The sequence below is a fragment of the Pseudoalteromonas sp. S2755 genome (genome assembly GCF_005886535.1).
In the GTDB taxonomy this organism is placed as follows: domain Bacteria; phylum Pseudomonadota; class Gammaproteobacteria; order Enterobacterales; family Alteromonadaceae; genus Pseudoalteromonas.
Genome location: NZ_PNDS01000140.1, coordinates 65,738 through 80,227 on the forward strand (window position 1 = coordinate 65,738; position 14,490 = coordinate 80,227).

12 protein-coding genes are annotated in these 14,490 nt (G+C 45.4%); 11 read left to right on the top strand and 1 reads right to left on the bottom strand.

What is annotated here, in order from left to right; all coding sequences use genetic code 11:
* The first annotated feature begins 104 nt into the window (after positions 1 to 104).
* The 5 genes from CWC03_RS20080 to CWC03_RS20100 all read left to right on the top strand — a co-directional run bounded on the left by CWC03_RS20080 (position 105) and on the right by CWC03_RS20100 (position 6,529).
* The gene (locus CWC03_RS20080; RefSeq protein ID WP_138583383.1) at positions 105 to 1,019 is read left to right on the top strand and encodes a dihydrodipicolinate synthase family protein; all 915 of its coding nucleotides are present in this window, start codon (positions 105 to 107) and stop codon (positions 1,017 to 1,019) included.
* Positions 1,020 to 1,023: 4 nt separating this feature from the next.
* Positions 1,024 to 2,025: a 4-hydroxyproline epimerase gene (locus CWC03_RS20085; RefSeq protein WP_138583384.1), complete on the top strand. Its 1,002-nt coding sequence runs from the start codon at positions 1,024 to 1,026 to the stop codon at positions 2,023 to 2,025.
* A gap of 32 nt (positions 2,026 to 2,057) precedes the next feature.
* Positions 2,058 to 3,554, top strand: a complete 1,497-nt coding sequence (locus CWC03_RS20090; RefSeq protein WP_138583385.1) for an aldehyde dehydrogenase (NADP(+)) — start codon at positions 2,058 to 2,060, stop codon at positions 3,552 to 3,554.
* Positions 3,555 to 3,693: 139 nt separating this feature from the next.
* A complete protein-coding gene (locus CWC03_RS20095) occupies positions 3,694 to 4,359 on the top strand; it encodes a GntR family transcriptional regulator (protein WP_039495756.1) in 666 nt (221 codons plus the stop codon).
* 274 nt (positions 4,360 to 4,633) lie between these two features.
* Positions 4,634 to 6,529, top strand: coding sequence for a propionyl-CoA synthetase (locus CWC03_RS20100; protein ID WP_138583386.1), 1,896 nt, complete (start codon positions 4,634 to 4,636; stop codon positions 6,527 to 6,529).
* Between the two features lie 197 nt (positions 6,530 to 6,726).
* Here CWC03_RS20100 and CWC03_RS23555 read toward each other — a convergent pair whose 3' ends face one another.
* On the bottom strand, positions 6,727 to 6,888 hold the full coding sequence (locus CWC03_RS23555) for a hypothetical protein (protein WP_171040291.1): 162 nt from the start codon (positions 6,886 to 6,888) through the stop codon (positions 6,727 to 6,729).
* Between the two features lie 97 nt (positions 6,889 to 6,985).
* Here CWC03_RS23555 and CWC03_RS20105 point away from each other — a divergent pair, with 97 nt between their 5' ends.
* From CWC03_RS20105 to CWC03_RS20130, 6 genes are read left to right on the top strand one after another with little or no spacing between them, the layout of a single operon-like run.
* Positions 6,986 to 8,254, top strand: a complete 1,269-nt coding sequence (locus CWC03_RS20105; RefSeq protein ID WP_138583387.1) for an efflux RND transporter periplasmic adaptor subunit — start codon at positions 6,986 to 6,988, stop codon at positions 8,252 to 8,254.
* 41 nt (positions 8,255 to 8,295) lie between these two features.
* Complete coding sequence (locus CWC03_RS20110; protein ID WP_128728220.1) at positions 8,296 to 8,991, top strand: ABC transporter ATP-binding protein; 696 nt, start codon at positions 8,296 to 8,298, stop codon at positions 8,989 to 8,991.
* A gap of 9 nt (positions 8,992 to 9,000) precedes the next feature.
* Positions 9,001 to 10,362: an ABC transporter permease gene (locus CWC03_RS20115; protein WP_138583388.1), complete on the top strand. Its 1,362-nt coding sequence runs from the start codon at positions 9,001 to 9,003 to the stop codon at positions 10,360 to 10,362.
* A gap of 2 nt (positions 10,363 to 10,364) precedes the next feature.
* A complete protein-coding gene (locus tag CWC03_RS20120) occupies positions 10,365 to 11,585 on the top strand; it encodes an ABC transporter permease (RefSeq protein WP_138583389.1) in 1,221 nt (406 codons plus the stop codon).
* Positions 11,586 to 11,645: 60 nt separating this feature from the next.
* Positions 11,646 to 12,965 (top strand): sigma-54-dependent transcriptional regulator, encoded by a 1,320-nt coding sequence (locus CWC03_RS20125; protein WP_138583390.1) that lies wholly within the window; start codon positions 11,646 to 11,648, stop codon positions 12,963 to 12,965.
* Entirely contained in the window at positions 12,962 to 14,299 is a 1,338-nt protein-coding gene (locus tag CWC03_RS20130) for a sensor histidine kinase (RefSeq protein ID WP_138583391.1), read from the top strand. The genes CWC03_RS20125 and CWC03_RS20130 overlap by 4 nt, the downstream gene beginning before the upstream one ends.
* Positions 14,300 to 14,490 lie beyond the last annotated feature (191 nt).

Consider the following 14,490-nt stretch of genomic DNA (forward strand, 5'->3'; position numbering starts at 1 on the left):
GAGTTAACGGCTAAAAAATCTCTCTTTTGAATATTGATTATTGTATACAATATACCTATGATGGCAAGCACAATAACTAAACAACTTAATGAAAGGCGAGAACCATGAACGTAAATTGGCAGGGTGTATATCCAGCAGTAACCACTCAATTCCATGATGATGAAAGCATCAACTTTGATACCACAAAAGCGATGATAGATAACCTGATTAACGAAGGGGTTCATGGCATCATAGTATTAGGCACCGTAGGTGAAAATTGCTCACTCACGGCTGACGAGAAACGCCAAGTTTTAAAAGCTGCAACAGAAGTGGTAGGTGATAGAGTGCCACTACTTAGTGGTGTGGCTGAAACCACAACTGCGCTTGCTGTCGAGTTTGCCAAGGATGCAGAAGCGCTTGGCATAGATGGACTAATGGTATTGCCAGGGATGGTCTACCGCTCAACCGAGCGCGAAGCTATTCATCATTACCAACAGGTGGCGCGCAGCACCGCATTACCTATTATGATTTACAACAATCCAGTGACCTATGGTGTCGACGTGTCAATCGAAGGCATGAAAACCTTAGCTGAAGAGTCCAATATTGTTTCTGTAAAAGAAGCAACGGAAGATACCCGCCGTATTAGCGAGCTGTTTAGCGCATTTGGCGACCGCTACGTGGTATTTGGTGGTGTTGATGATATCGCACTGGAAAGCCTGATGCTTGGCGCGACGGGTTGGATCTCGGGATTGACTAATGTATTCCCACGCGAGTCAGTGGCTATTTATAAACTTGCTGAGCAAGGTCGTTTTGAGGAAGCGCGTGCGCTGTGGCGTTGGTTTTTACCTTTGCTACGTTTAGATACGATTCCGACACTGGTGCAGTGCATCAAATATGCAGAGTATTTGGCTGGGCGCGGTAGTGAAGTGACTCGTTCTCCAAGATTACCTCTCACTCAAGAAGAAAAAGCCTATGTAAGTCGTTTGTACGATGAAGCGATGGCAAATCGAATTGACTTAAGCCAATATAACTTGGACTAAGCGTATGATTTTAGGCACCTATTATTGTATAGATGGCCATACTTGTGGCAATCCCGTGCGCTTGGTCACAAGCGGTCATCCAACGCTTTTGGGCGAGAGCATGAGTGAAAAGCGTCAACATTTTTTACGTGACTACGATTGGATAAGGCGCGCATTGATGTTTGAGCCCAGAGGCCATGACATGATGTCGGGTGCCTTTTTGTATCCACCGACCACTGCTGATGGGGATGTGGCGATCCTATTTATCGAAACCTCTGGGTGCTTGCCTATGTGCGGGCACGGCACTATCGGGACAGTCACTTTTGGCCTTGAAAGCGGCCTTATTGCCCCAAAGGAACAGGGTGTACTCAAGCTTGACACCCCTGCGGGGCGCGTGAATGCCTATTATGAGATGAAAGCAGGTAAAGTGACTTGGGTAAGGCTCTACAATGTGCCGGCATTTTTGGCTTACCATGCGGTGCCTGTCCACGTTGATGGGCTGGGGCAGCTTATCCTTGATATCGCCTATGGCGGTAACTTTTACATTATCGTTGAACCTCAAAGTTTATTTGCTGGTGTGGATCAAAGCTGCGCCGCTGAATTACTGGCGTGGAGCCCTAAAGTGCGCGCGGCAGTTAATGCGCAAATAAACCCAATTCACCCTGAAGACTCTACCGTGTGCGGCGCCTCCCATGTGTTGTGGACAGGCAAGCCACAGCACCCAGGTAGCCATGCGGCCAACGCGGTATTTTATGGCGATAAAGCACTTGATAGGTCACCTTGTGGCACAGGCACAAGTGCAAGAATGGCACAGTTGTATGCAAAGGGGCTGCTAAAAGAGGGTGATACATTTGTTCACGAGAGCATCATAGGCAGTCAATTTATCGGTAAGGTCGAAGGCACAACTGAAGTCGCGGGAAAAGCCGCAATTCTACCCAGCATTCAAGGTTGGGCACGTCAAACGGGGAGTAACTGCATTACAGTAGATGACGAAGATCCGTATGCATTTGGTTTTCAGGTGCTCTAGCCATTAAGACGGAAAGAAAACAGGAGCTAACAATGAATTTATCAGGAAAGAGCTACATTAACGGTGCGTGGCAAGCTGCACAAAATGCAACAACATTTTATGCGTTTTGTCCTGCAACCAATGAACCGTTAACGCAAGCATTTTTTAACGCCAGTGAAGCACAAGTAGAGGAAGCCGTTAATGCAGCAGAGCAGGCTTTTAAGGCTTATCGTAAAACGTCGATGACTGCTCGTGCAGAGTTTCTAGAAACCATAGCACAAGAAATTCTCGCCTTAGGTGATGAGCTAATAACCACCACGATGGCAGAAACTAACCTGTCAAGGCAAAGACTCGAGGGCGAACGTGGCCGCACGGTTAATCAATTAAACGCATTTGCCGCAGCGCTGAGAGATAACCTAACAGAGCTCAGTCTAGATAAAGAAGAGCAAGCAGACCCAAATCGGACGCCGCTGCCTAAGCCAAAAACACAGCTTAAGCATATTCCAATTGGCACTGTTGCGGTGTTTGGCGCGTCAAACTTCCCGTATGCCTTCTCTACGCTCGGAGGCGATACCGCAGCTGCGTTAGCCGCTGGCTGCCCTGTGGTATATAAAGGTCACCCAGCACATCCGGCAACGTGTGAGCTAATGACTAAGGCCATCGCCACAGCAATAAGCAAGTGCGATATGCCAAGTGGGGTGTTTTCAATGCTGCAAGCGAAAGCATACGATGTCGCGCATTGGCTGGTTAAAGCCGAGCCTATCAAAGCGGTTGGATTTACAGGCTCCTTTGGCGTTGCAAAAGCATTGCAAGACACCATCGCGAAGCGCCATGAACCTATCCCGCTTTACGGTGAGCTTGGCAGCGTAAACCCGCAAATTGTTTTACCTGAAAAAATACAGTCGCAAGGCGCAGAGCTTGGTGCACAATTTGTCCAGTCCTTACTTATGGGTAATGGTCAATTTTGTACTAGCCCCGGTATTTGGTTGGTGCCAAGTAGTAGTTCACAAACATTTATCGAGACGGCTAAGCAAAATATTAGTGCAGCGCCTTCAAATACCTTATTGACCCCAGGCATTTTAAAAGCTTACCAAAACAGCATCGCGGCGCTAAAAGCACACCCTCAGGTAACCTTATTAAGCGCTGGTGAGCAAGCACAGCCGTTTCACGCAAGCGCCCACTTGTTCCTAACGGATAGCGAAAGCTTTGCAACCGATGCAAGGCTTAAAGAAGAAGTCTTTGGGCCAAGTGCTTTAGTGGTGAGCTATGACAACTTAGCGCAGCTTGAAAACTTAATCGCAGACTTAGATGGGCAGCTCACCGCCAGTATTCATGGCACTGAGTCTGACCTACATCAAGCCGAAGATATTATAGAGGCGTTACAATACCGCGTAGGTCGATTGATTTACGGGCAAATGCCCACGGGCGTTGAAGTGTGCGCCACCATGAACCATGGTGGGCCGTTTCCGTCATCAACCGATGTACGTTCAACATCGGTAGGGTTAGAAGCGCTCAAACGATTCGTAAGACCAATTTGTATACAAAGTTAAGCAAACCAAGCCCATAGTACTGCTATGGGCTTATTTATTCAGACATAATTCGCACATCAAACTTATATACTCGACAAACATGCAATTTGAACTCAGATACGTTTATAATGAGTTCATAAAACAATAATTACTAAATACTATGGCGATTGTACATAAAACTCGAACTCAATTAGTTGCTGAAGCAATTCGTGAAAAAATCCTCACTGGCGAAATCAAAGCGGGCGAGCCGCTGAGGCAAGCCGCGTTGGCAGATGAGTTAAATGTAAGCCGTATTCCCGTTAGAGAAGCACTCCTGCAACTAGAAGCCGAAGGCTTAGTTAACTTTGAAGCGCACAAAGGCGCGACGGTCACACGTTTAAGCGCTGAGCAAATCGACGAAATTTTTGACCTACGCGCATTGTTAGAAGCTGAGCTATTACGCCACTCAATCGACAAGTTGACCGCACGCGACTTGCTCGAAGCCGAAGCCATTTTAGCCGAGCTTGAAGAAGCCACCGCCGCTGGCGATACACAACTGGCAACTGGTAAGCTTAATGCCGAATTTCACAGCAAACTCTACAGCAAAGCACAGCGCCCACAAACTCGCGAACTGGTGGATGTGTACAGTAAAAACTCTGAGCGCTACGTGCGCATGCACATCCTTCTTGCCGGTGGCATTAAAACCGCACCTGAGGAACATCGCCAGCTATTAGAGCTATGCCGCGATAAAAATACCAAAGGGGCTTGCGACTTTTTGAAAAAACATATCACCGGCGCAAAAGATGATATCAAAGCGTTGCTGCTAAAGCTTGAAAGCGAGCAGTAGGTAAATTTGGTTGTATAGGCCCTAGTGGATTTCTGAATAAATAGTCATATCTATTCTCATGGCTATTGTTCAGGACGCTATGATTACATATATCAAGTTAGAAGAACAAGTGCTCATTAACACCTGTACTAGAGGCTGCTTCTTACCCAAACATAATCATATCTAATCTCCCCAACCTTGATCTGTATCATCCTCGCAAGACTAAAGTCTCATCAAAACTTGGTGGTTTTTTATCTATCTTTACTCTGTTCTAGCAAAAACTGAGTAACCTATTATGACAACAATAACCTATCAACAGGCATATCAAACATTTTCCCAAGAGCCTGAGGCATTTTGGCTTAAAGAAGCGGCACGGCTTGATTGGCATACGCCACCACAAATCGGACATAACCAAGACCAAGAGGGACTGAGTCATTGGTTTAGTGATGGTTTGATGAATACCAGTTATTTGGCACTTGACCATCATGTAGACCAAGGCAGAGGCGAGCAAACTGCATTAATTTATGACTCGCCGGTGACCAGTACCAAACGCAAAATTAGCTATCGCGAGTTGCTCTCTCAAGTGAGCCATTTTGCGGCTGGCTTAAATCAACTTGGTGTAAGCGTAGGGGATAGGGTCGTAATTTATATGCCCATGGTGCCAGAGGCGGTCGTTGCCATGCTTGCTTGTGCGCGCGTGGGTGCTATTCATTCCGTGGTGTTTGGTGGTTTTGCACCTCATGAGCTTGCGGTGAGAATAGATGATGCGAAACCAAAGCTAGTGATCAGTGCTTCTTGCGGAATTGAAATAGGCCGCACCATTGAATACAAACCTATGCTGGATGAAGCTTTGTCGTTGGCAAAGCATCAAGTGGAACATTGCATTGTGCTACAGCGTGAAGCATACCAAGCGCAGATGTCATCGCCAAGGGACCTAGATTGGACTGTGGTGGCAAACACGCCTGAATCCTTTGATGCCGTGCCGTTACCAAGCACGCATCCGCTTTATATTTTGTATACTTCTGGTACCACAGGAACACCCAAAGGAGTAGTACGAGAGCAGGGCGGTCACGCTGTGGCATTAAACTACAGTATGAAAACCGTTTACGGCATGAAGCCCGGTGAAGTGTTTTGGGCTGCATCCGACATTGGCTGGGTTGTGGGGCATTCTTATATTGTTTATGGCCCGCTGATTTATGGTTGCACTAGCGTATTATACGAAGGAAAACCGATTAAAACCCCAGATGCAGGGGCGTTTTGGCGAGTGGTAGAAGAATACCAAGTGACAGCACTTTTTAGTGCGCCCACGGCATTTCGTGCCATAAAAAAAGAAGATCCGAGCGCTGCGCTTTTGGCTAATTACAATACCAGCAGTCTAAAAACGCTATTTTTAGCTGGTGAACGACTAGACCCTGCTACCTACGACTGGCTACAGTCCACCACAAAGCTGCCAGTGATCGACCACTGGTGGCAAACGGAAACGGGCTGGGCAATTGCATCTAACCCAGTAGGGATTGAATTGATGCCTACAAAGGCGGGCAGTGCCACAGTTCCTACACCGGGCTATCAAGTCGAGATCCTTGATGTGGACGGCAGTACATGTGAAGCCAATCAACAAGGTGTTGTTGCGGTGAAATTACCACTCCCTCCCGGTTGTTTAACCACTATTTGGAATAACACGGCGCGCTTTAAAGGCAGTTACTTATCACAATACCCCGGCTATTACCTCTCTGGCGATGGCGGGTATTTTGATGAAGACGGCTACCTGTTTATTATGGGCCGCACCGATGACGTAATAAACGTAGCCGGGCATAGACTGTCAACTGGTGAAATGGAAGAAATCGTTGCTGGTCACAATGCAATTGCAGAATGCGCGGTATTCGCCGGTAAAGACGAGTTAAAAGGTCAAGTACCCATTGCCATGGTGGTATTGAAAGATGGCGTAAACACCACTGAATCGGCAATTGCCGAGGAGATAAGAAGCCTGATCCGCGAAAAAATCGGCGCGATTGCCTGTCTTAAAACCATTAAAGTGGTTGAGCGTTTACCCAAAACCCGTTCGGGTAAAATTCTCAGAAAGAACCTACGCCAGCTGGTGGACGGAGAAGACATTGTCGTGCCATCTACCATTGATGACCCCGCCATTATTGAAGAGTTAAAGCAATTGTGGGATGTGAGCCAGCACCAATAGTTTTTGTGTTAGCAGGTTACCCCTAACGCTAAACGTGCATCAACATTAGTTAGAAGCGGGTTCACTCCGCGATCTTTTGGAGTGCAGCTCCCACTAAAATCTGATGTCGTGATAAATCACGACCTACGAGTTTTAGTCACTATCCAGCTGTGTTGCTGAGCTACTAGGGCAAACCTTGTGCTAAACGCGCAGCAGTATTAGGTGGGAGCGGGTTCACCCCGCGATCTTTTGAGTGCGGTTACCTCAAAAATCTGATAGCGCGATAAATCACGACCTACCTGTTTTAGTCCTGTTCTGATATTGTCCGCAAACTGTCCGGTGTCCGTCCAATCCCCTTGAATAAAGCTGTTAAATCTCATAAATCTCATGTAAAACAACAATGTAAATTCTGGCACGCTACTTGTAATTAGTTACTCATGATAATCGCGGACACCCACTTGTCCGCAAGGAGGTAGCATGATTAAAGATACAAGTGCGCAAGACAAACAAATCGCAAAAAAGCGAACCATAAAAAAGCCTGTGATCGCGTTATTGGCCATTGGCATCACCTTAGGTGGATTAACCAGTGCTTGGTCAAGCATTAACACGATTCTGTCAGCAGAGCAAACCGTATCGCGGGAGCAAGTCCGTCTCGCCACAGTAGTGAGAGGTGATATCAGCGAAGATATTCGTGTTGAAGGGCGTACGCTCGCTGCGAATAATCCAGACTTATACGCCATCGCATCAGGCACAGTAACGCTAAACGTTAAACCCGGTGATGCGATCAAAGCGGGGCAAGCATTGCTTAGTATAGACAGTCCTGAACTAACCAACCGTTTACTACAAGAAGAAGCCACGTTCGAACGTTTACAAACGGAGGTTGAGCGCCAACGGATTTCGATTAAACAGCAGCTACTCGATACCGAACAACGCATGGAAATGGCGAAAGTAGACTTAGAAGCGGCAGAGCGGGAAATGGCACGCTCAAAACAAAGCATCGAAAAGCAGATTATCTCAAAGCTAGAATTTGAGCAGTCAATGGTTGAACTTAAGCGCGCACAGCTTCAAGAGCAGCATGCTATTGAATCGTTAAAGCTTGAGCAAGAGCGACTCGCGTTTGAGCTCAAAAGCAGCGAGCTGAGCCTAACCAGACAACAGCATATTCTAGAAGAAGTGCAGCGGCAGGTCGTTGCACTTACGATTACTTCGCCGCTGTCGGGTATTGTTGGTACGGTGCATGTCCAGCAAAAGCAGTTTGTACAGCGAGATGCGGCGCTAATATCCTTGGTTGATCTTTCTGAACTCGAAGTTGAAGCACAAATACCGGAAATTTACGCCGACAATCTGGGGGTCGGCATGGTTGCTGAAGTATTTATCAATCAATACCAATATCATGCGAAACTGGTCGCTATTTCCCCTGAAATCGAAGCTGGTCGCGTAAGTGCTCGGGTGCGCTTTGAGGAGCAGCCAAGCGGCCTTCGCCAAAATCAAAAAGTATCTACAAGAATTATCCTGTCGCAAAAGCAAGACGTGCTCAAAGTAAGGCGTGGTGCATTTGTTGAAACCGGTGCCGGGCGTTTTACCTATGCGGTTGTCGGTGAGCAGGCTGATAAAACACCCATTCAGCTCGGTGTAAAAAGTATTTCTGAAGTTGAGATTATCGATGGCCTGAGTGAAGGGCAAGAAATCGTGATTTCAAGTTTAGAACCGTTCAATAAAAAGGCGCGAGTGCTACTCGGGAAGTAGCCCCAGCTTTCGTTGCGAATAAGAATTAGAAGGAATAGACAATGTTAAAAATGAATGAAGTAAGCAAAATCTATCGAACAGATCTGATTGAGACCCATGCACTCAGTAATGTGAATTTGACCATTGAAGAAGGGGAATTTATTGCGGTCACAGGCCCATCAGGATCGGGTAAAACGACCTTTTTGAACATTGCGGGTTTATTAGAGCGTTTTGAGCGCGGTGATTATTTTCTAGATGGTGAAAACGTTGCCAATCTTAACGATAAAAAGCTATCACAACTACGAAACGAAAAAATTGGCTTTATCTTCCAAGGATTTAACCTTATCAGTGACTTATCTTTATATGACAACGTTGAAGTCCCCCTTATTTTTAGAGGAATAAAAGCCAGTGAGCGTAAAAAGCGCATTGAAGAAGCGCTCGAACTCGTTGGGCTTGCCAGCCGAATGAAGCATTATCCTGCACAGCTCAGTGGCGGGCAACAGCAACGTGTCGCTATTGCCAGAGCTCTGGCGGGGAAACCGCGATTCCTTCTAGCAGATGAGCCAACGGGTAACTTAGACAGCTTAATGGCAAGGCAAGTGATGGACTTATTACAAGAAGTGAATCAGGCGGGCACCACATTAATTATGGTAACCCATGATAATGAACTGGCTCGAAGAGCTGGTCGCAACATTCAAATTCTTGATGGTGAGCTAACCGACATCACAAAGTCTCAACTAACCGAACTGGCAGTGTAGGAGCATGCAATGAAAGAGCTAGTACTTTTAGCTTGGCAGGGGTTAAAGCAAAAGCCGAAGCTGAGCGCACTGATGATAATCAACCTTGCTGTTGGGATCACCTTAATGTTGACTATGTCAGCCATTGTAAAACAAAGCAGCAGCGAGGTGATTGGTTATAAGGCAGACCACTTATACACGGTAGGCCTCAATTATTATGATGCCGAAGTAGATGTCAACGATTTTAGACAATTTCCTCGCTGGACTTATCAAGATGCCCAAGCACTGGAGCAAGCGGATCTATCGTACGAGCATCTATCGTTTAACTACACTACGGAGTTTATTGTTGGTCTTGCTGATAACTCAGTTAGGCCTATCAGTGTAGAGGCTTCTGGTACAGATAGAGAGATATTTAATGTACTAGATGCGCCATTTATTTTCGGTACTTCTTGGAACAAACAAAGCCAGCAAAGTGGTGAAGCGGTGGCTGTGATCAGTAAAAACGCTAATGATCATTTATTTGGCGGCGCGAATTCTGTTGGACAGTTTATGCAAGTTCAAGGCGAACAAATACAAGTTGTGGGCGTAGTTGATTTAAGCAATTATAAACGTCGCTTCCAAGATTTGAGCTTTAGTAATAATTACAATCACGATGTTTTTATTCCGCTAAGTTATGCTTATGTGCAAAACTTTCCAAGAACGGGGCAAGTAACCTGCAGAACTGACGAGTTATACACCGCAACCAATCCGCGTAGCGGCAGTATCGACATGCTGAAAAATGCTGAGTGTGGTTATTTGACGGTTTGGTTCCAGTACCAAGAAGACAAGAAGACGGCGCATCTTGCTGAACTAAAAACTTGGTTGAATAACTATATTGCAAATCAGCAAGCGGTAGGCCGTTTTAAACATCGCAATCTCACCGATTTCTACAGCATGGGCGAGCTCTATATTTTGATCCAGCGCTTTATGGCGTGGGAAGCTATTTACCTAACCTTTTCGTATTTACTATTTGGCATTTGTTTAGTGAATACAGTAGGCATTCTGCTGGCTAAATTCCAAGCCAATCGTAAACTTATTTCTCTTTACCGAGCGCTTGGTGCAAATCGGGGAGTGATTATGAAAATCCACTTTTTAGAGATTTTGATGCTCACAGTTGCCTCTGTGGTGCTTGGTTTTGTACTAGCATTTGCAGGACTCGAGTTAATGTTCCATTTGCGTATGTATCAGACGGATTATATGGCACTTGCCGAGCAAGTTCGTCAAATTTATCAGTTCGATGGCGAGCTGGCGCTGTTGACGACAGTAGGTATTTTTTCGGCGGTTGGATTATCGGGGTTATATCCGGTATATCGCAGTAGCCGTGTATCACCAGCTGCAGAGTTGAGGGGATAAGGATGGCGATTAAACATATTTTTAAACTGATTTTAAAACAAAAAAGTATTGCACTGTTAATCATTCTACAAATCGCGATTACCGTGATGATAGTCAGCAATACGGCGTTTATCAGCTATGCAACGCTACAAAACTGGCTAATTCCTTCAAAGCTGGAAGAACAACAAATTCTCAACGTAACGACGCGAGTATTTGATACCTCGGTAGACATTCAGTCACTTATAGAAAAGGATATTCAAGCGATTGAAAATGTGCCGGGGGTTATTGCTGCATCTTATGCTGGTAGAGAGCTGGTATTAAACAGCTTAGGTCCAGGATGGACTATTTTTAAAGATACCCAACCAGAAACGGATTATAGCGTGTTCGGTTACTTTGGCTTAGATGAAAAAGGGACTGATGTGCTTGGGCTTGAGCTCGTTGAGGGACGTAGGTTTTATGCCAGCGAATTTATCAAAGGTGGTGAGGCAACAAAAAATGCAGGCGTTATTATGATAAGTGACGATCTTGCTTCGTCGTTATTCGGTGATGGTTCTGCTCTTGGAAAGTCGGTGTACATCTCAAGACAGCGCATTCCTCATCAAGTGGTTGGGATATATAAAGGTAAGATGCTTGGTGAAAGTGCTACATACAGTCAACAGCCCTACAATTCAGGAGTTGTACCTGAAGTCATTTGGGGTAACCGTCAACGGGCAAATTATTTAGTCAGAGTTGAAAAAGGCGTGTCTGAGCGTATTTTAGAAGACGTTGAAACCGCGCTGTATCACTCTGAAGGTCGCATGGTAGAGCGAGTTGAGTTCGTAGCCAGGGCAAAGAAACGTTTGTGGGATGGTCGTAGCACCTTTGCACTCACCATGGCAGGCATAAGCATTATCGCTTGCGTGGTCACCGCGCTTGGTATTGTCGCACTTGTCAGCTTTTCTGTTAGCCTTAGAAAGAAAGATCATGGTGTGCTTCGTGCACTAGGTGCATCTAAAGGTAAAGTGATGTGGTCTTTAATTAAAGAAAATACAATTTTAGTCTGTATCGGTTTAGTGCTAGGTTTTGGTCTCTCGATTTTGCTTTACTATTTTTTGATGAATAATGTTCGCGTGCAAAGTGTAGTAGAGTTACCGTTATTGGTTGGGGTCGCTATTTTTACTTGGCTTGTGAGTACATTGGCGGTGTACCTACCCGCCAAGGAAGCCGCTAAAGTGTCGCCGGCGCAAGTAACTAAATCGAGTTAATAATAAAAACAACAAAGCCCCGAAAGGGGCTAAATCTACAAATTAGGATCAAAAGCGTTCATGAGTGTATTGGTAATTGACGATAATCCGGATGTAATTCAAGCAATTAAAGTCCTCTTGTTGCTCAATGATATTCAGTGTGAAGGCGTGACTTCTCCGCAGCAAGGCTTAGAGATGGTACGTAGTAAACAGTTCGACTTGGTCATTCAAGACATGAACTTTACCAGAGACACCACCAGCGGGACAGAAGGTAAAGCCCTGTATAAAGCAATCAGAGATTTAGAGCCTGATTTACCTATCATTTTATTGACCGCGTGGACAAATCTTGAAATGGCGGTGGAGCTAATTAAAGATGGTGCGGCAGACTACTTAGCCAAACCTTGGAAAGATCATAAACTCGTCACCTCAGTGAAAAACTTGCTCGAAATGCGAGAGTTACAAGATCAAGTAAGTAGTGCCGCGAATCAGCGCAATGCCAGATTACAAAAGCTAAAAGCGCAATACGACCTATGTGGTGTGGTGGTTGCCGATCCGGCCATGTTGAGCTTGCTTGAAATGGCGACTCAGGTTGCGCACTCTGACGCGCCAATTCTGATCACAGGACCAAACGGCGCAGGTAAGGAGAAAATTGCAGAAATCGTCCAAGCCAACAGTAGCTATAAGCATAAAGCCTTTATTAAAGTGAATGCGGGGGCTATTCCGGCGGACCTCATTGAGGCCGAGTTATTTGGGGTTGAAAGTGGTGCTTATACAGGTGCACAAAAATCGAGGGCTGGGCGTTTTGAAGCCGCCGATGGTGGCACTTTGTTTTTGGATGAAATCGGCAACTTGTCTTTGACAGGGCAACAAAAATTGCTAAGGGTTTTACAAAGCGGCGAGTTTGAGCGCGTTGGTAGCACGGAAACGAAAAGGGTAAACGTTAGGGTGATAAGTGCGACCAACAGTAATTTACCCGAGGCTATTAGAGCGGGTACTTTTAGAGAAGACTTGTATTATCGGATCAATATGATTGAGCTTAAACTGCCGCCACTATCTGAGCGAAAAGAAGATATTGCCGTGTTAGTGGATCACTTTTTGCCTAGCAATAAGGGTTTGAGTAACGCAGCAATGAAGCAGTTAAAGCACCACACGTGGCCTGGAAACGTCAGGGAGCTTGAAAACACCATAGGCCGTGCTGTGTTGCTGAGTCCCGGGCAAGAAATTGAATGTGAGCATTTAGCAATTCAAATACCACAACATGAAGAGCCGCTTGAATATACACAAGCAGATATCGAAGCCGCATTAGACAGCGCTGATGGCGTAGTCAGTAAAGCCGCAAGAAAGCTAGGGTTAAGTCGGCAAGCACTATACCGGAGAATGGAGAAGTTTGGCTTAAAATGACGGTGTCTCTTCAAGCAGCGGTGTCTGCATGCTTATTTGTATCACTATTGGTGTTTGCGGCTATTTTATGGCTGGCAGCTTCATTTGCAATACCACTTACTCTGGCAATTCCGGTGGGGCTGCTTGTTGCAACGGTATTTGGCATTGTCGGTATCAGTTATTTTTTTTCTCGCCAACAGCGGATCATAGATTGCTTAACGGACGGGATCCGCAGTTTTAAAGATCAAGACTTCTCAGTTCAAATTACCCACTTTGAAAGCATAGAAATGTCTGATCTAATTCTGGAATATAATCGTTTATCGACAACACTAAAAAAGCAGCGCCACGCTACCAGCCAAAGGGAGTTACTACTCGATACTATTTTGCAGGTGTCACCGGTGTCGATTATATTACTCAATCAGTTTGATCAGGTTGTGTATGCCAACGACAAAGCTGGCAAGTTACTCAATAACAAAAAATCTCTAAGTGGCCTTGTACTGCATCATGCCATCGCAAATGCAGATCCTAAGCTGCAAAGCATTTTGCTACAAAAAGAATCTGGGTTTGTGACCTTTCAAGCCAATGATGAAAAGCAGAGCTATTACTTTTCAAGGCAGAGTATCACACTCAACCACCAGCCGCATGTGTTGCTTATGTGTCAAAATCTATCTAGCGAAATGAGCCGTCAAGAGGTAGGGCTTTGGAAAAATGCCATCCGTCTTATCAGTCATGAACTCAATAATTCATTAGCGCCCATTACTTCGTTGACTAACTCCGCAAATACAATTGTTGAGCGCAGTGTTAAAGAACAAAATCATACCTTAGTCCAGTTGCTGCCTGATATGCTGGCAACCATTAATCGCCGCACCGAAAACTTGAGTGAATTTGTGGCTAAATATAGCGAATTTGCAAGATTACCTGCGCCAAATATTACAGAGCAACCCTTGCAGCCCTTACTTGATACCGTTAGTAAGCTTTATGACTTTACTTTGCTGGCACCACTTCCTTTGGAGCGCGCTTTTTTTGATCCCATACAGGTAGAGCAGGTGATGATTAATTTGGTTAAAAACGCCCATGAGTCAGGATCAAAAATAGATGAAATAGGCGTGAGGCTGCTGGTTGATTATCAACGTCTGATAGTCGTGGTTGTTGATAGAGGTGTAGGAATGGAAGAAGAAAAGCTAGCAAACGCAGTACTGCCATTCTTTTCTACTAAACCCAGTGGCACAGGGGTAGGATTGAGTATTTGTAATGAAGTCGCTATTGCACACGGTGGACAACTTAAGCTATTTAATCGCGAAAAGGGCGGACTAATGGTGCAGTTTGACCTACCCCTCGTTGCACCAAAAACATAGTATTTCATTGTACTAACCCATATCGAGTAGGCGCAGATCCCCTGCGTTTTTTGATTCCGCATTTAGGGTGGGAGATGTATGGACTCCTCCCCCTTAACGGGAGAGTACGGTATAAAGATATTGCAAAACACTTTTACCAAATAAGGAGTCCATACATGACACAGTCTAATTTAATTGCTATCGACTTGGCA

Coding starts and splice junctions, on each gene's coding strand:
- CWC03_RS20110 (WP_128728220.1), top strand. CDS start 8,296: ATGTTAAAAATGAATGAAGTAAGCAAAATCTATCGAACAGATCTGATT.
- CWC03_RS20085 (WP_138583384.1), top strand. CDS start 1,024: ATGATTTTAGGCACCTATTATTGTATAGATGGCCATACTTGTGGCAAT.
- CWC03_RS20105 (WP_138583387.1), top strand. CDS start 6,986: ATGATTAAAGATACAAGTGCGCAAGACAAACAAATCGCAAAAAAGCGA.
- CWC03_RS20080 (WP_138583383.1), top strand. CDS start 105: ATGAACGTAAATTGGCAGGGTGTATATCCAGCAGTAACCACTCAATTC.
- CWC03_RS20095 (WP_039495756.1), top strand. CDS start 3,694: ATGGCGATTGTACATAAAACTCGAACTCAATTAGTTGCTGAAGCAATT.
- CWC03_RS20090 (WP_138583385.1), top strand. CDS start 2,058: ATGAATTTATCAGGAAAGAGCTACATTAACGGTGCGTGGCAAGCTGCA.
- CWC03_RS20120 (WP_138583389.1), top strand. CDS start 10,365: ATGGCGATTAAACATATTTTTAAACTGATTTTAAAACAAAAAAGTATT.
- CWC03_RS20125 (WP_138583390.1), top strand. CDS start 11,646: ATGAGTGTATTGGTAATTGACGATAATCCGGATGTAATTCAAGCAATT.
- CWC03_RS20100 (WP_138583386.1), top strand. CDS start 4,634: ATGACAACAATAACCTATCAACAGGCATATCAAACATTTTCCCAAGAG.
- CWC03_RS20115 (WP_138583388.1), top strand. CDS start 9,001: ATGAAAGAGCTAGTACTTTTAGCTTGGCAGGGGTTAAAGCAAAAGCCG.
- CWC03_RS20130 (WP_138583391.1), top strand. CDS start 12,962: ATGACGGTGTCTCTTCAAGCAGCGGTGTCTGCATGCTTATTTGTATCA.
- CWC03_RS23555 (WP_171040291.1), bottom strand. CDS start 6,888: ATGAGATTTAACAGCTTTATTCAAGGGGATTGGACGGACACCGGACAG.